At 48.4% G+C, this 19,037-nt stretch carries 13 protein-coding genes and 2 tRNA genes; 13 read left to right on the top strand and 2 right to left on the bottom strand.

Annotated features, from left to right (window positions below; translation table 11 throughout):
- The first annotated feature begins 27 nt into the window (after positions 1-27).
- From DWY57_RS01460 to DWY57_RS01435, 6 genes are all read left to right on the top strand, one after another.
- Positions 28-876, top strand: a complete 849-nt coding sequence (locus DWY57_RS01460; protein WP_119961232.1) for a peptidylprolyl isomerase — start codon at positions 28-30, stop codon at positions 874-876.
- A gap of 10 nt (positions 877-886) precedes the next feature.
- Positions 887-2,254 (top strand): peptidylprolyl isomerase, encoded by a 1,368-nt coding sequence (locus DWY57_RS01455; RefSeq protein WP_117600775.1) that lies wholly within the window; start codon positions 887-889, stop codon positions 2,252-2,254.
- A 25-nt stretch (positions 2,255-2,279) separates the two neighbouring features.
- Positions 2,280-4,001: an OstA-like protein gene (locus tag DWY57_RS01450; protein WP_117600776.1), complete on the top strand. Its 1,722-nt coding sequence runs from the start codon at positions 2,280-2,282 to the stop codon at positions 3,999-4,001.
- Between the two features lie 4 nt (positions 4,002-4,005).
- The gene (locus DWY57_RS01445; RefSeq protein WP_005829571.1) at positions 4,006-4,296 is read left to right on the top strand and encodes a hypothetical protein; all 291 of its coding nucleotides are present in this window, start codon (positions 4,006-4,008) and stop codon (positions 4,294-4,296) included.
- 39 nt (positions 4,297-4,335) lie between these two features.
- Entirely contained in the window at positions 4,336-6,252 is a 1,917-nt protein-coding gene (mutL, locus tag DWY57_RS01440; RefSeq protein WP_117600777.1) for a DNA mismatch repair endonuclease MutL, read from the top strand.
- A gap of 129 nt (positions 6,253-6,381) precedes the next feature.
- Positions 6,382-7,575 (top strand): OmpA family protein, encoded by a 1,194-nt coding sequence (locus DWY57_RS01435; RefSeq protein ID WP_119961231.1) that lies wholly within the window; start codon positions 6,382-6,384, stop codon positions 7,573-7,575.
- A gap of 106 nt (positions 7,576-7,681) precedes the next feature.
- On the opposite strand, the gene trpS is transcribed toward DWY57_RS01435, so the two are convergent.
- On the bottom strand, positions 7,682-8,776 hold the full coding sequence (gene trpS, locus DWY57_RS01430; RefSeq protein ID WP_119961230.1) for a tryptophan--tRNA ligase: 1,095 nt from the start codon (positions 8,774-8,776) through the stop codon (positions 7,682-7,684).
- Between the two features lie 74 nt (positions 8,777-8,850).
- The gene (locus DWY57_RS01425; protein WP_117600779.1) at positions 8,851-9,495 is read right to left on the bottom strand and encodes an HU family DNA-binding protein; all 645 of its coding nucleotides are present in this window, start codon (positions 9,493-9,495) and stop codon (positions 8,851-8,853) included.
- A 641-nt stretch (positions 9,496-10,136) separates the two neighbouring features.
- On the opposite strand from DWY57_RS01425, the gene carB reads away from it, so the two are divergent.
- From carB to asnS, 7 genes are all read left to right on the top strand, one after another.
- Entirely contained in the window at positions 10,137-13,364 is a 3,228-nt protein-coding gene (carB, locus tag DWY57_RS01410; protein WP_117600781.1) for a carbamoyl-phosphate synthase (glutamine-hydrolyzing) large subunit, read from the top strand.
- 128 nt (positions 13,365-13,492) lie between these two features.
- The gene (locus DWY57_RS01405) at positions 13,493-14,053 is read left to right on the top strand and encodes a sugar O-acetyltransferase (protein WP_117600782.1); all 561 of its coding nucleotides are present in this window, start codon (positions 13,493-13,495) and stop codon (positions 14,051-14,053) included.
- A 130-nt stretch (positions 14,054-14,183) separates the two neighbouring features.
- Positions 14,184-14,258 (top strand) — tRNA-Val (locus DWY57_RS01400).
- A gap of 31 nt (positions 14,259-14,289) precedes the next feature.
- Positions 14,290-14,364: transfer RNA gene (locus tag DWY57_RS01395), tRNA-Val, on the top strand.
- Between the two features lie 158 nt (positions 14,365-14,522).
- Positions 14,523-15,869: an adenylosuccinate lyase gene (gene purB / locus DWY57_RS01390; RefSeq protein WP_117600783.1), complete on the top strand. Its 1,347-nt coding sequence runs from the start codon at positions 14,523-14,525 to the stop codon at positions 15,867-15,869.
- A gap of 136 nt (positions 15,870-16,005) precedes the next feature.
- On the top strand, positions 16,006-17,472 hold the full coding sequence (locus tag DWY57_RS01385) for a pseudouridine synthase (protein ID WP_117600784.1): 1,467 nt from the start codon (positions 16,006-16,008) through the stop codon (positions 17,470-17,472).
- A gap of 27 nt (positions 17,473-17,499) precedes the next feature.
- Positions 17,500-18,903 carry an asparagine--tRNA ligase gene (gene asnS, locus DWY57_RS01380; protein WP_098032870.1) on the top strand — a complete coding sequence of 468 codons (1,404 nt, stop codon included), beginning with the start codon at positions 17,500-17,502 and terminating at the stop codon, positions 18,901-18,903.
- Positions 18,904-19,037 lie beyond the last annotated feature (134 nt).

Below are 19,037 nucleotides of genomic sequence, written 5' to 3'. Positions count from 1 at the left end.
TCAAAACGAAGTAAATATCAGTTGGTGATGCGAACAACCTGCTTTGGGCTTTTAATTTTCCTTCTCTGTGCGGCGTGCAGCGAGTGGCACGACCATAAAGGGCGGACACCGTTAGTGGAGTTGGACGGCAATTTCCTTTACCGGGAAGATTTGCAATCGGTACTTCCGACCGGTTTGTCCAAAGACGACAGTCTGTTGTTTGCAGAACATTATATCCGTAATTGGGTGGAAGATATTTTGTTGTACGATAAAGCGCAGAGCAATATTCCCAATAACGGTGAGATTGATAAACTTGTGGAGAATTATCGCAAAGCATTGATAATGCATACCTATCAGCAGGCTTTAATACATCAGCGACTATCAGAGGAGATTTCAGAACAAGACTTGACGGAGTATTACGAGAAGAATCAGGCGTTCTTCAAAGTGGAACGTCCGTTGATGAAAGGCTTGTTCATCAAAGTTCCTTTGACAGCCCCACAGCTGGGCAATGTTCGTCGCTGGTACAAGATGGAAACCCGTGAGGCGGTGGAACATCTGGAAAAGTACAGTCTGCAGAATGCTGTGAAGTATGAGTATTTTTATGATAAATGGGTGCAGGTATCGGAAGTACTGGATATGCTGCCCTTGAAGGTTTCTGATGTGGACGAGTATCTGGACAAGAATCGCCATGTAGAGCTGAAGGATACGGCTTTCCATTATTTCCTGAATGTGAGCGATTATCGCCCGGTGGGAGAGCAGGAACCCTATGAGTTTGCCCGTAGCCAAGTGAAGGATATGCTGCTGAACGTGAAGCAGGTGGAATTCATGAAGCAAGTGAAGGATGATTTGTATCAACGGGCGGTGAAAAGAGACAAGATTAAATATTATTTAGAATAAGACACCAAGAATGAAACAGTGTATGAACTTTAAGTTTGTAATTTTATTTGCCTTGACGCTATTAGTCGGTTCTACCGTTTATGGACAAGACAACGTAATTGACGAGGTAGTGTGGGTAGTAGGTGATGAGGCTATACTGAAGTCCGAAGTGGAAGAGGCACGCATGAGTGCATTGTATGAAGGACGCAAATTTGACCGTGACCCTTATTGCGTGATACCTGAGGAGATAGCCGTGCAGAAACTGTATCTTCACCAGGCTGCCCTCGACAGTATCGAAGTATCCGAGAGTGAGGTTATCCAGCGTGTGGACTATATGACGAATATGTATATCGCCAATATCGGTTCGCGTGAGAAAATGGAGGAATACTTCAACAAGACTTCTAGCCAGATTCGTGAAACGCTGCGCGAGAATGCCCGTGAAGGATTGAAGGTTCAGAAGATGCAGCAGAAACTGGTGGGCGAGATTAAGATAACTCCGGCCGAGGTGCGCCGTTACTTCAAGGATTTGCCGCAGGACAGCATTCCTTATATCCCTACCCAGGTGGAGGTGCAGATTATCACTCAGCAGCCTAAGGTCCCTTTGGAGGAAATAGAAGATGTAAAGAGACGTTTGCGTGAGTATACCGACCGTGTCAATAAGGGTGAAAGCTTTTCCATGTTGGCTCGTCTGTACTCTGAGGACCGTGGTTCGGCCATGCGTGGCGGTGAGATTGAATTCTCAGGACGCGGTATGCTGGACCCCGCTTATGCCAATGTGGCTTTCAACTTGCAAGACCCCAGCAAGGTTTCCAAGATTGTAGAGTCTGAATATGGTTTCCATATCATTCAGTTGATAGAGAAGCGCGGTGACCGTATTAAAACACGCCACATTCTGTTGAAACCGCATATTCCGGAAGAAGCTCTGGCTGCCGGTTGTGCCCGTTTGGACTCTATTGCCGATGATATCCGCAATAACAAATTCTCTTTTGAAGAGGCTGCCTCCGTGCTTTCGCAGGATAAGGATACGCGCAACAATCATGGTTTGTTGCCGAATCCTAATACGAACACTTCCCGTTTTGAGATGCAGGAACTTCCCCCTGAAATAGCCAAGGTGGTGGATAAGATGAAAGTGGGCGAAATCTCCGAAGCCTTCACCATGATTCCGCAAAAGACCGGAAAGGAAGAGTGCGTGATTGTGAAGCTGAAGAGCCGTACGATGGGACACAAGGCTACCATTGCCGATGACTATCAGAACTTGAAAGAGATTGTGTTGGAAAAACGCCGCGACGAAGTGCTGGACAAGTGGATTCGTGAGAAGCAGAAGCACACGTATGTCCGTATCAAGGATAATTGGAAGAATAACTGTACGTTCAAGTATCCGGGCTGGATTAAAGAATAATCCGGAAGGATTTACATAGATTTGTATGCAAAAGAAGAATACAAAAAATCATTTCCTGAACAAGCATAGATACCTCCTGGTAGGTATTCTATGCTTGTTTGGCATCTGTCTGCTGAGTGCGCAGGACAAGAAGAAGAGTACTGGTGCACCGGAGAAGAAGAAAGTGGACTCAATTGAACAGAAAAAGACGGAGACGCCGGAAAAGAAGAAGACGCGCGTCGATTTGTTGTACGCAGATGAGGCGCAGGCGGACAAACAGTTGCGTCCTGATGTGCAGGTACTCATCGGCTCGGTGAGGATGAAGCATGACAGTATGTACATGTTCTGTGACAGTGCGCTGATATTCGAAAAGATAAATTCTGTGGAGGCATTCGGCAATGTGCGTATGGAGCAGGGCGACACCTTGTTTATCTATGGAGACTATCTGTATTATGACGGCATGTCGCAGTTGGCCATGCTGCGTGAGAATGTACGTATGATAAATCGTAATACGGTGCTGACAACTGACAGTTTGAACTATGACCGTCTGTACGATTTGGGCTATTACTTCGAAGGCGGTACGCTGACCGACGAGGATAATGTGCTGACTTCCGAGTGGGGAGAATATAGCCCTGCCACTAAGTTGGCTGTCTTCAACCACGACGTGAAGCTGGTCAACCCGAAGTTTGTTTTGACTTCGGATACCTTGAAGTATAGTACAGCTACTAAGATTGCCACAATTTTAGGACCCTCCGACATTGTGAGTGACCAAAATCATATTTATTCCGAACGTGGCGTGTACAATACGACTACTGAGCAGGCAGAACTGCTCGACCGTTCCGTACTGACTAACGAAGGCAAGAAACTGACCGGTGACAGCCTTTTCTACGACCGCATCTTGGGATACGGCGAGGCTTTTGACAATGTACAGATGAATGATACGGTCAACCGGAACATGTTGACTGGCGACTACTGTTTCTACAACGAACTGACCGGAAGCGCCGTTGCCACCAAACGTGCCGTAGCTATCGACTATTCGCAGGGCGACAGTCTGTTCATGCACGGTGATACTTTGAGGCTGATTACCTACCATATGAATACCGATTCCATGTACCGGGAGATGCGTGCCTATCATAAGGTGCGTGCTTATCGCACGGATGTGCAGGCCGTATGCGATTCGTTGGTGTATAATTCCAAGGACTCTTGCATGACGATGTATACCGACCCTATATTGTGGCACGGGGAACAGCAGTTGTTGGGCGAGGAAATTAAAATTTACATGAACGATAGTACCATCGACTGGGCGCATATCATCAACCAGGCCCTGACGGTAGAGAAAAAGGACAGTATTCACTATAACCAAGTTTCCGGTAAGGAGATGAAGGCTTTCTTCATAGATGGAGACATGCGTCTGGTGGAGGTAAACGGCAATGTACTGGTGGTGTATTATCCGGTAGAGGAGAAGGACAGTTCGCTGATTATGATGAACTATTCGGAAGGCGGACTTTTGAAAATGTACTTGAAGGAGAGAAGGATGGAGCGCGGAGTCTTTGTTGGAAAGACTACCGGTACAGCCTATCCTCTGGACCAGATTCCACCAGATAAGAGCAAGCTGCCTTCTTTTGTCTGGTTCGACTACATCCGTCCGCTCAACAAGGAGGATATCTTCGAGTGGAGGGCTAAAAAAGCAGGTGAAGTATTGAAGAAAAGTGACCGGAAACCTGTAACTTCGCCAAGGAATATGCATATTAAACGAAATAATAAGTAGCGTCATGGGAATGTTTGCAATGCGGAAGCCTCGTGGCTTCAATCATAGCTATATCTATGTGGATGAGCGGAAAGAGAAGTTGGCGAAGATGGAAGAAAACGCCAAGCGTGACCTGGGTATGCTGCCGGAAAAGGAATTCTCGCCCGAGGATATACGGGGCAAATTCATAGAAGGAACAACTCACTTGAAGCGGCGCAAGGAGAGCGGACGTAAGCCGATGCATTTGGGCATAATCCTTGTTGTCATAGCTGTGCTGATTTATCTGTGGTATGCCATCAGTAACGGAATCATTTAATAATGATTAATCATTAATCCCTAATCATTAAACATTATCATGAGCGATATCATTCATTTGCTGCCCGATTCGGTTGCCAATCAGATTGCTGCCGGAGAGGTGATTCAGCGTCCGGCATCTGTTGTGAAGGAATTGGTGGAAAATGCAATTGATGCCGAAGCAGAGGAAATACATGTGCTGATTACCGATGCGGGCAAGACCTGCATTCAGGTGATTGATGACGGAAAGGGGATGTCCGAAACGGATGCGCGTCTTTCTTTTGAACGCCATGCAACTTCAAAGATACGCGAAGCTGCCGATTTGTTTGCCCTACGCACCATGGGCTTCCGTGGAGAAGCGTTGGCTTCCATTGCTGCGGTAGCTGAAGTGGAGTTGAAAACACGCCCAGCCAGCGAGGAGCTGGGGACGCGACTGTTGATTGCCGGCTCTAAAGTCGAGAGCCAGGAAGCCGTTTCCTGCCCTAAGGGAAGCAATTTTTCCATCAAGAACCTATTCTTCAATATTCCTGCCCGGCGTAAATTCTTGAAAGCCAACTCTACGGAGTTGAGCAATATCCTTACGGAATTCGAGCGTATAGCGCTGGTGCATCCTGAGGTAGCCTTCTATCTGTATAGTAATGATACGGAATTGTTCAATCTTCCGGTAATGCCTTTGCGGCAACGCATCATGGCAGTTTTCGGAAAGAAACTGAATCAGCAGTTGCTGTCCGTAGACGTTAATACGACGATGATAAAGATTTCCGGTTTTGTTGCCAAGCCGGAAACCTCGCGCAAGAAAGGAGCGCACCAATACTTTTTTGTGAACGGGCGTTATATGCGTCACCCCTATTTCCACAAAGCAGTGATGGACGCTTATGAGCATCTGATTCCTGCCGGTGAGCAAATCTCCTACTTTATTTATTTCGAGGTAGACCCTGCCAATATCGATGTGAACATCCATCCGACGAAGACGGAGATTAAGTTCGAGAATGAGCAGGCTATCTGGCAGATTATATCGGCTGCGGTCAAGGAATCCTTAGGCAAGTTTAGCGCTATACCTACTATCGATTTTGATACCGAGGACATGCCGGATATTCCTGCATTCGAGCAGGCTCGTCCGATAGAGCCTCCGAAGGTACACTATAACACGGATTTCAATCCCTTCAAGACGTCTTCTACTTCTTCCTATGGAGGCGGTGGCAATTATTCGCGCCCCAAGGTGGAGTGGGAGGGGCTTTATTCCGGTTTGGAAAAGGCTAGCAGGATGAACGAGCCGATGGCGGAAGAGCCTTTTGTAGAGGATACGGTTACCGGTACGGCTCCAAGAGAGGAGGAGAGGGTTTCTTATTTTCAGGAAACGGTTCCTTCCGAGGCAAGCGCCTCTTTCTACGGCAATGAGGCAACGGTAGAGAAAGGAGCGCAACACTTTCAGTTCAAGGGGCGTTTTATTCTGACTTCCGTTAAATCGGGTCTGATGCTGATAGACCAGCACCGTGCGCATGTCCGGGTATTGTTCGACCGCTATATGAGTCAGATTCGACAGAAACAAGGGGTATCGCAGGGGGTATTGTTTCCAGAGATTATCCAGTTGCCGGCTTCGGAAGCTGCCGTGCTGGACGGTATATTGGAAGATTTGTCGGCCGTAGGCTTCGATTTGAGTCCGCTGGGTGGCGGCAGCTATGCCATCAACGGCATACCTTCGGGCATAGAGGGATTGAACCCGGTAGAATTGGTCCGGAATATGGTACATACTGCTATGGAAAAAGGGAATGACGTTAAGGAAGAGGTACAGACAATTCTTGCATCGACTTTGGCGCGTGCTGCGGCCATCGTTTATGGACAAGTGCTGAGCAACGAGGAAATGTCCAATCTCGTGGACAATCTGTTTGCATGCCCATCCCCGAATTATACTCCGGACGGAAAGACGGTGCTGGCGACCATTAAAGAAGACGACATAGAAAAGCTTTTCTCCAAATAAGGAAGAGTGCTTTCTTTGGCATCAAGGCAAAAAAAGTACAAATATTCAGAACCTTTTAGTTCTGTTGGCGTTAATTAGACAGTTTGAATGATAAAGAGTTTAATTAACCACTTAACTATTTTAAGGTATATGAAAAAGATTCTAATGTTACTGGCTTTGGCCGGTGTGTCTTCTGTTGCCATGGCGCAGCAAAAGACTGAAGTTGTGGAAGAATTTGGTGTTATCCAGGTTCAGGATAAATATCAGGTAATCACTAATCCGTTCTGGAGTAATTGGTTTTTCTCTATAGGCGGTGGTGCCGAAGCAACTTTTGGAGATAATGATAAGGCAGGAAGTTTTGGCAAGCGTATCAGTCCGACGCTGAATTTTGCCATCGGCAAATGGTTCACCCCGGGACTGGGAGTACGTCTGCAATATAGCGGCCTTCAGGCAAGAGGATATACGTATGATGCAGGTGCTGACTACGTGAAAGGCACTCAGATGGATGACGGCTACTACAAACAGCGTTTCGACTATATGAATCTGCACGGAGATGTGATGTTCAATCTGAATGCGCTGTTTGGAGGATACAACCAGCACCGCGTATATGAGATCATTCCTTATGTAGGTGCGGGGTTCACTCACAACTACACAAAGCCTCATCGCGAAGCTTTGTCCGTAAACGCAGGTATCATCAATCGCTTCCGTATTTCGAATGCGATAGATATTAACCTGGAGCTGAGCTCAATGGGCGTTGAAGATAAGTTCGATGGCGAAGTTGGCGGCGATCATGGATATGATGGCGTGCTGAGTGCAACGGTGGGGTTGACATACCGTTTCCCCGCCCGTGGATTCCGTCGCCCGATGCCTCAGTTGATTTCTCAGGTAGAGCTGGCTGCCATGCAGGCACAGCTTGCAGAGATGGGAGCTGCCAACCAGCAGCTGCAGAATGCACTGGTTGCCGCACAGAACCAGCCGGTGGCCGAAGTTACGGAAACCGAAGTGATTGTTCCCGATCCGGACATTGCACCGCGTACCGTATTCTTCAAGATTGGCTCTGCAGAAGTTTCTCCGCGTGAAGCAATGAACTTGTCTTATCTGGCAGATCAGATGAAGCAATTCCCGAACGCCACTTACACCGTAAACGGATATGCAGACTCTGCAACCGGTACGCCGGCATTCAACAAAGAGTTGAGTTTGAAGCGTGCACAAGCCGTGGTCGATGTATTGGTAAAACAATACGGAATCCCTGCTGACCGCCTGAAGGTAGATGCCGGTGGTGGTGTCGACAAGTTCGGACAACCGATTCTGAACCGTGTAGTGTTGGTGAAATCAGCCAACTAGGAGACGGGATAAAAGAAATAAGCTACAAGTTACTAGCTACAAAAAAAGAGGGGCATGCGTTACCGTGACGCATGCCCCTTTTCTTATTAACTTATGTGCTCTTCCCTTATTCCCCTCCGAATTTCTTTATTTGTTCTGCAATCAGTTCCGCATCATCAAAGTAGTTTATTTTCATTGCCTTGCGTACATCATCCAAAGTTGCGGCGGCAGTTTCCCTGGCAGTTTCGCAACCTTTCTTCAGCATGTCGTAGATGGCAGGGATGTCTTTTTCAAACTCCTTGCGGCGGTTGCGGATAGGCTCCAGTGTCTCTTGCATAATTTCGTTGAGGAACTTCTTCACTTTCATATCGCCCAGACCGCCACGTTGGTAGTGGGCTTTCAGTTCGTCCAGATTCGGATATTCGGGCAGATAAAGGCCGAAGTGTTCCGGACGGCAGAAAGCATCCAGGTAAGTGAATACGGTGTTGCCTTCCAATTTTCCGGGGTCTTGCACACGCAGGTGGTCGGGGTCGGTATACATGCTCTTCACTTTCTTCTGCACTTCGTCGGCAGAGTCCGAAAGATAGATACAGTTGCCGAGGCTCTTGCTCATCTTGGCTTTGCCGTCCGTTCCCGGCAGGCGCAGGCAGGCTGCATTGTCAGGTAACAGGATTTCCGGTTCCACAAGGGTTTCACCATATATATAGTTGAAACGGCGTACGATTTCACGAGCTTGTTCAATCATCGGTTCCTGGTCTTCGCCCACGGGCACGGTGGTGGCGCGGAAAGCGGTGATGTCCGCTGCCTGGCTGATGGGGTAGGTGAAGAAGCCTACGGGGATGCTTGTCTCGAAGTTACGCATCTGGATTTCGGTCTTTACCGTCGGGTTGCGTTGCAGGCGGCTCACGGTCACCAGGTCCATGTAGTAGAAGGTCAGCTCGCAGAGTTCCGGTATCTGGGATTGGATGAAGATGGTGCTCTTCGTCGGGTCCAGTCCGCAAGCCAGGTAGTCCAGTGCCACCTCGATGACGTTCTGGCGCACCTTTTCTGGATTCTCCATATTGTCCGTCAGCGCTTGTGCGTCGGCGATGAAGACGAAGGTCTTGTCGTACAAGCCGGAGTTTTGCAGTTCCACTCTTCTTCTCAATGAGCCTACATAGTGTCCTATGTGCAGGCGTCCTGTGGGGCGGTCGCCCGTAAGGATGATTTTTTCTTTTGCCATATTATGTATTTTTTAGTTTCTTCATTGTATAAAAGCCATTAGGGCTGGCAAAGATACCTATAATTATCGAAACCTCAAGGGATGACGCTTTCTTTCCTTTTCACGTACACCTTATGGCTTCCGATGCCGCTTGTATCGATTCCGCTGCCGGGAGTGTGGGCCCATTTACGCAGTTCCACAGTGGCGGTGGAGCGGACGAGTCCGGTCAGTTGCCGGTAGATGCTGACAGTAAGGAAGGCGTGTTTGTCCAGATACTGATGCGCCAGAGCCAGACGTTGTTCGGGGGTGTATTTCTTCGACGAGTGTGCGGGTTTCCAGGAGGCACGTTCCAGTTCGCACCAATGGTTGGTTTCTCTAATCAAGGCTTTATCCGTGCGGAAGTTCACGCCACTTACGTAGATGCTCCGTGCGTTTCGCTTCGTGGTGCTTTCTTGGGGCTGTTCGCGTTCCTTGTCGGGGTAGATGGACAGTGCGGGGGTAAATACGCCCAATCCTTCTATCTTCACCGAGCGTCCCATTCCCATTTCGTGGGCCAGGGCTTCGCCCAACTCGCAGATGATTCCTTCGGTTACGCCTTTCGAGAATCCCGAGGTCATGGCGATGTATTCCGCCAGTTCGCGCGTGCTGGTCTGTCCGGTCATCACCATCTTGGGGTAGGTGATCGGTTCGCCCGTGCCTTGCAAGTCGGGCATTTCTTTCATTTGGTAGCGTGTGGTCATTGTTGCGTTCTCCTTTCTTTTCTTTCCTTCGTTGCAAAGTCCTTTTCCCTGCGGAGCAAAGTTCTTTTGGTGGCGGAGAAATCTTAGAATAAAGCCTTTATTCCAAGGAATAGAAATTTTATTTTTAAGAATAAAGGCTTTGTTTGTAGAAACAGAATCCTTGTTCTATTTTTGTATAGGCACAAAGGTAAGTTTCCGTGGCGAGAAAAGCAAGTTTTGGTGGGGAGAATCTTCATATTTATCTGCAAATGCCTTTACTGAGGTATAGTCTTTCTTTTTTATATGGAATCGCATTTTTCGGAAAAAGATTTCGGTTGCGGGTGGCGGTCGTTCTTCTATTATGGAGGATGACGTTTCTTTTATGCAAAAAAACATGCCACAATTTGCTCTTTTCGTAAATAAGTCGTTACTTTGCACAAATTTTAAAGAGACTATGCAATCGCAGGAAATGAGAAGCAAATATAACCTCCGTTCGAATGAATTTCATTCGGGAGCCGTCAGTTTCTCTTTTTTCGAGAAAGATATTTTTAGTTCTTTGGTAATGCGTTAATCCTTTATTGGGTGACGCATTTTTTTTGTGAAATAGCTACAACTCGTAGTTCGTAGCTTGTAACTCGTAACTTAATAGACAACAAGAGAATATGGAAAAGAATTTAAAGAAAGTGCTTGTCTTGGGTTCTGGTGCGCTCAAGATTGGTCAGGCCGGAGAGTTTGACTATTCCGGTTCGCAGGCGCTGAAGGCGTTGCGCGAAGAAGGTATCGGTTCTGTTTTGGTAAACCCGAACATTGCTACTATCCAGACATCGGAAGGTATCGCCGATCAAGTTTATTTCTTGCCGGTAACTCCTTATTTCGTGGAAGAAATCATCAAGAAAGAACGTCCCGACGGCATTTTGCTGGCATTCGGCGGACAGACGGCGCTGAACTGCGGTACGGAACTCTACCAGAACGGAATTCTTCAGAAATATGGCGTGCGCGTGCTGGGTACCTCCGTTGAGGCGATTATGTACACCGAAGACCGTGACCTCTTTGTGAAGAAGCTGGACGAGATTCCGATGAAGACTCCGAAGAGCCACGCTGTGGAGAGCATGGAAGACGCACTGAAGGCAGCCCGCGAGATTGGCTACCCCGTGATGGTGCGCTCGGCTTATGCTCTGGGCGGACTGGGAAGCGGTATTTGTCCGGACGAGGAAGCCTTCATTAAATTGGCCGAAAGCTCTTTCACTTTCTCCAAGCAGATTCTGGTAGAAGAGTCTCTGAAGGGTTGGAAGGAAATTGAATTTGAGGTAATCCGCGATGCCAACGACCACTGCTTCACGGTGGCAAGCATGGAAAACTTCGACCCGCTGGGTATTCATACGGGTGAGTCCATCGTAGTGGCTCCCACTTGCTCATTGACCGACGAGCAGGTGAAAATGTTGCAGGAACTCTCCACCAAATGTATCCGCCACCTGGGCATCGTGGGTGAATGTAACATCCAGTATGCGTTCAACGCCGAGACAAACGACTATCGTGTCATCGAGGTGAACGCACGTCTCTCCCGTTCTTCCGCATTGGCTTCCAAGGCTACCGGTTATCCGCTGGCATTCGTGGCTGCCAAGATTGCTTTGGGCTATACGCTCGACCAGATTGGCGAGATGGGAACTCCCAACTCTGCATATGCCGCTCCGCAGCTGGATTACTTGATTTGCAAGATTCCGCGTTGGGACTTGACGAAGTTCGTAGGTGTCAGCCGCGAAATCGGTTCGAGCATGAAGTCCGTGGGTGAAATTATGTCCATCGGTCGCTCTTTCGAAGAAATCATTCAGAAAGGTCTGCGTATGATTGGTCAGGGAATGCACGGCTTCGTGGGTAATGAAGACGTGGAATTCGAGGACCTGGATTATGAACTGTCGCACCCCACCGACCTGCGTGTCTTTGCTATTGCCGAGGCTTTGGAAAAGGGATATACCATCGACCGTATCTTCGAGCTGACCAAGATTGATCCCTGGTTCTTGGGCAAGCTGAAGAACATCGTAGACTACAAGCAGAAACTTTCTCAATATAATAAGGTAGAAGACATTCCTGCCGATGTGCTGCGCGAAGCAAAAGTGCTTGGCTTCTCCGACTTCCAGATTGCCCGCTTCGTACTGAATCCGCAAGGCAATATGGAGAAGGAAAACCTCGCCGTACGTGCCCGTCGTAAAGAGCTGGGCATCCTGCCTGCCGTGAAGCGCATCAATACGGTGGCTTCCGAACATCCGGAACTGACGAACTACCTCTACATGACGTATGCCGTTCAGGGTTATGATGTGAACTATTATAAGAATGAAAAATCAGTGGTTGTGCTTGGTTCGGGCGCTTACCGCATCGGTTCGTCTGTAGAGTTCGACTGGTGTTCGGTGAACGCCATCCAGACTGCCCGCAAACTGGGCTACAAGTCCATCATGATTAACTATAACCCCGAAACCGTTTCTACGGACTACGACATGTGCGACCGTCTCTACTTCGACGAGCTCTCCTTCGAGCGTGTGCTCGACGTTATCGACTTGGAGCAGCCGCGCGGTGTCATCGTCTCAGTGGGTGGACAGATTCCGAACAACCTGGCTATGAAGCTTCACCGCCAGTCAGTTCCCGTGCTGGGTACTTCACCCATCTCCATCGACCGTGCAGAAAACCGTAACAAGTTCTCCGCTATGCTCGACCAGCTGGGCATCGACCAGCCGGCTTGGCAGGAACTCACCAGCCTGGAAGATGTGAAAGGCTTTGTAGAGAAGGTGGGCTATCCGGTACTGGTGCGTCCGTCTTACGTACTCTCCGGTGCTGCGATGAACGTATGCTACGACGAAGAAGAGCTGGAAAACTTCTTGAAGATGGCTGCCGAAGTATCTAAGGAATATCCGGTTGTTGTATCCCAGTTCTTGCAGAACACCAAGGAAATCGAGTTCGACGCTGTTGCCCAAAACGGTGAAGTGGTGGAATACGCCATCTCCGAGCACGTAGAGTTTGCCGGTGTACACTCCGGTGACGCTACTCTGGTATTCCCGGCACAGAAGATTTACTTTGCAACGGCACGCCGCATTAAAAAAATCAGCCGCCAGATTGCAAAGGAACTCAATATCTCCGGTCCTTTCAACATCCAGTTCCTGGCTCGCAACAACGAGGTGAAGGTTATCGAGTGTAACCTCCGTGCATCGCGCAGCTTCCCGTTCGTATCGAAGGTGCTGAAGCGCAACTTCATCGAGACTGCTACCCGCATCATGCTCGACGCTCCTTATACACAACCGGACAAGTCGGCATTCGACATCGATCGCATCGGTGTAAAGGCAAGCCAGTTCTCCTTCTCCCGTCTGCACAAGGCAGACCCGGTGTTGGGTGTAGACATGTCATCTACCGGTGAGGTGGGCTGCATTGGCGATGATTTCTCCGAAGCGTTGCTGAATGCCATGATTGCTACCGGATTCAGAATCCCTCGTCCCGAGAAGGGCGTGATGTTCTCCTCCGGAGCCATGAAGTCCAAGGTAGATTTGCTGGATGCCAGTCGCATGCTCTTTGCCAAAGGCTATAAGATTTATGCTACGGCAGGTACAGCCGCTTTCCTCAACGCTCACGGCGTGACGACGGAGGCCGTTTACTGGCCGGATGAACGCCCGGATGCGGAAAACAACGTGATGACGATGATTGCCGACCATGCCTTCGACTTGATTGTCAACATCCCGAAGAACCATACGAAACGTGAGCTGACCAATGGCTACAAGATTCGTCGCGGCGCCATCGACCACAATATCCCGTTGATTACCAATGCCCGCCTCGCAAGTGCCTTTATCGAGGCATTCTGCGAAATGAATCTGGAAGGTATCCAGATTAAGAGCTGGCAGGAGTACAAATAATTTGTTTGCTCTGTAAACGATTGCAGGAGCGGAAGGCCGAAAGGTTTTCCGCTCTTTTGTTATACTGGGTTTATTTCCCTATCTTTGTTCGGGGTTGGGTCTCTGTATGAATCAAAAGAAGAAACAATATGAATGAAGTAGAAAAAATGCGTAGCTCCCAGCTGGCGGACATGTCCGCTCCGGAGATACAGGTAAAGTTCGAGCATGCCAAGCGCTTGCTGGCAAAGATGCGTGTGATGAGTACTTACGATGAGGATTACCGGAGCTTGCTGGAGGAACTGGTACCGGGCATTCCCGCCACGTCCGTCATCTGTCCGCCGTTCCATTGCGACCACGGGGATGGTATCCGGTTGGGTGAGCATGTCTTTGTCAATGCCAATTGCACTTTCCTGGACGGGGGATATATCACGATTGGTACCCATACGTTGGTCGGTCCATGCGTACAGATATACACTCCCCATCATCCGATGGATTATATCGAGCGTCGTACGGAAAAGGAATATGCCTATCCGGTGACGATAGGAGAGGATTGCTGGATTGGCGGCGGTGCCATTTTGTGTCCGGGCGTCACCATCGGCGACCGTTGTATCATCGGTGCGGGTAGTGTGGTGACGAAAGATATTCCATCCGATAGCATAGCCGTTGGCAATCCGGCAAAGGTTATCCGGAAAAATGAGGCAAAAAAGTGAACGTACTAAATGCTTGAAAAACAGAGCGTGTCGCTAAATGACTAAAAAAATATCGAAAAATATTATGCAAAAGTTTTGGTAATGTCAAAATAAGCTGTACCTTTGCATCGCTTTTGAAACGGAAGTGTACGGGCGTTTAGCTCAGCTGGTTCAGAGCATCTGCCTTACAAGCAGAGGGTCGGCGGTTCGAATCCGTCAACGCCCACACAAAATCCAAGCACTTTCGTTCATCAAAAGGGCGTTTAGCTCAGCTGGTTCAGAGCATCTGCCTTACAAGCAGAGGGTCGGCGGTTCGAATCCGTCAACGCCCACTGGAAATTTTCATTCGAAGGTGGTCTTGCAAGTGATTGTAAGGCCATTTTTTTTATCCATTAACTTCCTTTTCTTAAAATCTTTATCCTTTATGTCTTGTTACTCAGAAAAAAGCAGTAATTTTGCAGTCCGATAATTATCATCATAAATACGACGTATGAAACTTGATTTACTTACCGCAATCTCTCCGATTGACGGTCGATACAGAGGCAAAACGGATGTTTTGGCTGCCTATTTTTCAGAATTTGCACTGATTAAATACCGTGTACAAGTTGAGATAGAATACTTTATCACGCTGTGTGAGCTGCCTTTGCCGCAACTGAAAGGGGTGGATAAGGGCGTTTTCGAAACCTTGAGAAACATTTACCGTAACTTCTCCGAAGCCGACGCACAACGCATCAAGGATATTGAGAGCGTGACGAACCATGATGTGAAGGCTGTGGAGTATTTCTTGAAAGAAGAGTTTGATAAGTTGGGTGGTATGGAGGACTATAAGGAATTCATCCATTTCGGCTTGACTTCACAAGATATCAATAACACGTCTGTTCCTTTGTCTGTAAAAGAGGCATTGGAGCAGGTGTACTATCCTCAAATAGAGGAACTGATAGCGCAGCTCCGTGCTTATGCGGAAGAGTGGGCCGCTATCCCCATGCTTGCCAAGACACACGGACAACCGGCTTCGCCTACCCGTTTGGGTAAGGAGGTAATGGTGTTTGTCTACCGTCTGGAACGCCAGCTGGCAACGCTGAAGGCTTGTCCGGTGACAGCAAAGTTCGGTGGCGCTACGGGCAATTACAATGCCCATCATGTGGCTTATCCGGAATATGACTGGAAGGCATTTGGCAATAAGTTCGTTTCCGAAAAGCTTGGCTTGGAACGCGAGGAGTATACTACCCAGATATCCAATTACGATAATCTGTCTGCCATCTTTGATGCCATGAAGCGCATTAATACGGTGATGATTGATATGAACCGTGACTTCTGGCAATATATATCTATGGAATATTTCAAGCAGAAGATTAAAGCCGGTGAGGTGGGTTCCAGCGCGATGCCGCACAAGGTGAACCCGATTGACTTTGAAAATGCGGAAGGAAACTTGGGCATGGCGAATGCTATTCTTGAGCACTTGGCGGTGAAACTGCCGGTTTCCCGTTTGCAGCGTGACTTGACAGACTCTACCGTGCTCCGCAATGTGGGTATGCCGTTCGGGCATATCATTATTGCCATACAAAGTTCTTTGAAGGGGTTGCGTAAGTTGCTGTTGAACGAACCGGCCATCTACCGTGACCTGGACAACTGCTGGAGTGTGGTGGCTGAGGCCATCCAGACCATTCTGCGCCGTGAGGCCTATCCGCATCCCTATGAAGCATTGAAAGCGCTGACCCGTACTAATCAGGCCATTACGGAAGCGTCCATCAAGGAATTTATAGAAGGACTGAATGTGAGTGAAGAGATAAAGAAGGAATTGCGGGTGATTACCCCCCATACTTATACGGGAATTTAAGCAACGACAGAAGTGTGCCGGAGGAATTTCAACTTTTTGGTCCGGCAATTGTTATAGAAACATATAAAATTCAAGGTATAATAGAGACAATGAATGGCCGTGAGGCCAAGGTTTAATTTTATTCGAATAAAAAACAATGAGTACAGAAAACGAAACTTGGCGTGATGCTTCTTCCTCAGAGGAGAACTCAGGTGCCGGCCGCGATGGTAACCAATTTAACAAGGAAGGTGGCTACAGCCGTCCGTCTTACAATCGTGATAATGGCGACCGTCCTTATCGCCCCAGATTTAACAGTGAAAACGGCGACCGCCCGCAACGCCTTTATAACAGTGACCGTCCTTATCGCCCGCGCTTTAATCCTGGTGCGGACAATGGTGACCGTCCGCAGCGTCCTCGTTACAATAATGATAATGGCGACCGCCCTTATCGTCCGCGTTATAACAGCGAAGGCGGCGACCGTCCGCAACGTCCTTATGGAAACAATTCGGGGGACCGCCCTTACCGTCCGCGCTACAACAGCGAAGGTGGCGACCGTCCGCAACGCCCTTATAATAGTGACCGTCCGCAGCGCCCGCGTTATGGTAATGAAGGTGGTGACCGTCCGCAACGTCCTTATAACAGTGATCGTTCTTATAATACAGACCGTCCCTATCGTCCGCGCTATAACAGTGAAGATGGCGACCGTCTGCAGCGTCCTCGCTACAATAATGAGGGTGGTGATCGTCCTTATCGTCCACGCTTCAATTCGGGTGGTGGAAGGCCTGGCGGATATGGTAACAGAGATAGCTATAGTCGTCCTGTCCGTCGTTCGGCCGATTATGACCCCAATGCTAAGTACAGCAAGAAGAAACAGATAGAGTATAAGGAGCAGTTTGTGGACCCGAACGAGCCTATCCGTCTGAACAAATTTCTGGCCAATGCCGGTGTTTGTTCCCGTCGCGAGGCTGATGAATTCATCACTGCCGGAGTTGTTTCTGTAAACGGAGAGGTCGTGACGGAATTGGGAACCAAGATTAAACGTGGTGATGAAGTGAAGTTCCACGACCAGACGGTCAGTATCGAACGTAAGATTTACGTCCTGCTGAACAAGCCGAAAGATACAGTGACTACTTCGGATGACCCCCAAGCACGTCGCACGGTGATGGATTTGGTGAAAGGCGCTTGCAATGAACGTATTTATCCGGTAGGTCGTCTGGACCGCAATACTACAGGTGTGTTGCTGCTGACAAATGATGGTGACTTGGCTTCCAAGCTGACGCATCCCAAGTATCTGAAGAAGAAAATATATCATGTGCATTTGGACAAGAATCTGACAAAAGCCGATATGGAGCAAATTGCGGCCGGTATTCAACTGGATGACGGAGAAATCCATGCAGATGCCATTAGCTATACGGATGACGTCAAGAAAGATGATGTCGGCATTGAAATTCACTCCGGTAAGAACCGTATCGTGCGTCGTATCTTCGAATCGCTGGGATACAAAGTGATGAAGCTGGACCGTGTATATTTTGCCGGTTTAACGAAGAAAGGCCTGCGCCGCGGCGAATGGCGTTACCTCACGGAGCAAGAGGTGAACTTCCTGCGCATGGGTTCTTTCGAGTAATATATAATAAGGTATAATAACTGTTTTATGGAAAAGATTAGTAGAACAAAGGTGGTTGACCTGCTGAAGCGTGAAGATTTTGGCGCTATGGTCAACGTGAAGGGCTGGGTTCGTACCCGCAGAGGTAGTAAGCAAGTAAACTTTATCGCGCTGAATGACGGTTCTACAATAAATAATGTGCAGATTGTAGTAGACTTGGGTAACTTCGATGAGGAGATGCTGAAAGAGATAACTACCGGTGCTTGTTTGAGTGTAAACGGGGTGCTGACGGAATCTGTCGGTTCCGGTCAGAAGGCCGAAGTGCAGGCCCGCGAGATCGAAGTGCTGGGAGCTTGCGATAACACGTATCCGTTGCAGAAGAAAGGTCATTCTATGGAGTTTCTCCGTGAGATAGCCCATCTGCGTCCCCGTACCAATACGTTCGGGGCGGTGTTTCGTATTCGTCACAACATGGCGATTGCCATCCATAAGTTCTTTCATGACAGAGGGTTCTTCTATTTTCATACTCCGATCATCACGGCTTCCGACTGCGAAGGCGCAGGCCAGATGTTCCAGGTAACTACAAAGAATCTGTATGACTTGAAGAAGGACGAGAATGGTTCCATTATTTACGATGATGACTTCTTTGGAAAGCAGGCCAGCCTGACGGTTTCCGGACAGTTGGAAGGCGAACTTGCCGCTACTGCATTGGGAGCCATCTATACATTCGGTCCTACGTTCCGTGCCGAGAATTCCAATACTCCCCGCCACTTGGCAGAGTTCTGGATGATTGAGCCGGAAGTGGCGTTCAATGATATTGCGGACAATATGGACCTGGCGGAAGACTTCATCAAGTATTGTGTGCAGTGGGCTTTGGACAACTGTGCCGACGATGTGAAGTTCCTCAATGACATGTTTGATAAGGGATTGATTGAACGTCTGCAAGGTGTCTTGAAAGAAAACTTCGTGCGCCTGCCCTATACGGAAGGTATCAAGATACTAGAAGAGGCTGTTGCCAAAGGACATAAGTTTGAATTCCCGGTGTACTGGGGAGTTGACTTGGCTTCCGAACACGAGCGCTATCTGGTGGAAGACCACTTCAAGCGTCCGGTTATCCTGACTGACTATCCGAAGGAAATCAAAGCGTTCTATATGAAGCAGAACGAAGACGGCAAGACCGTGCGTGCCATGGATGTGCTCTTCCCGAAGATTGGGGAAATCATTGGCGGTTCCGAACGTGAATCGGATTACAACAAGCTGATGACGCGTATTGACGAACTTCACATTCCGATGAAGGATATGTGGTGGTATCTCGATACCCGCAAGTTCGGTACATGTCCCCACTCCGGATTTGGTTTGGGCTTTGAGCGTTTGTTGCTGTTCGTGACGGGCATGACGAATATTCGTGATGTTATACCGTTCCCACGTACGCCGCGTAACGCCGAGTTCTAGGTTTTGGAATATACAAACTGGATAAAATCATCCGCACAAACATTCTGTTGTTTGTGCGGTTTTTTTATATCTAAAAATGTTATAATCTCAAAATAAATCTTTATATTTGTGTCTAACGGAACGACATAACGTTA

Source organism: Bacteroides sp. AF25-5LB (assembly GCF_003602965.1).
Lineage (GTDB): Bacteria > Bacteroidota > Bacteroidia > Bacteroidales > Bacteroidaceae > Bacteroides > Bacteroides uniformis.
This window is presented reverse-complemented; position numbering and strand designations above follow the sequence as displayed.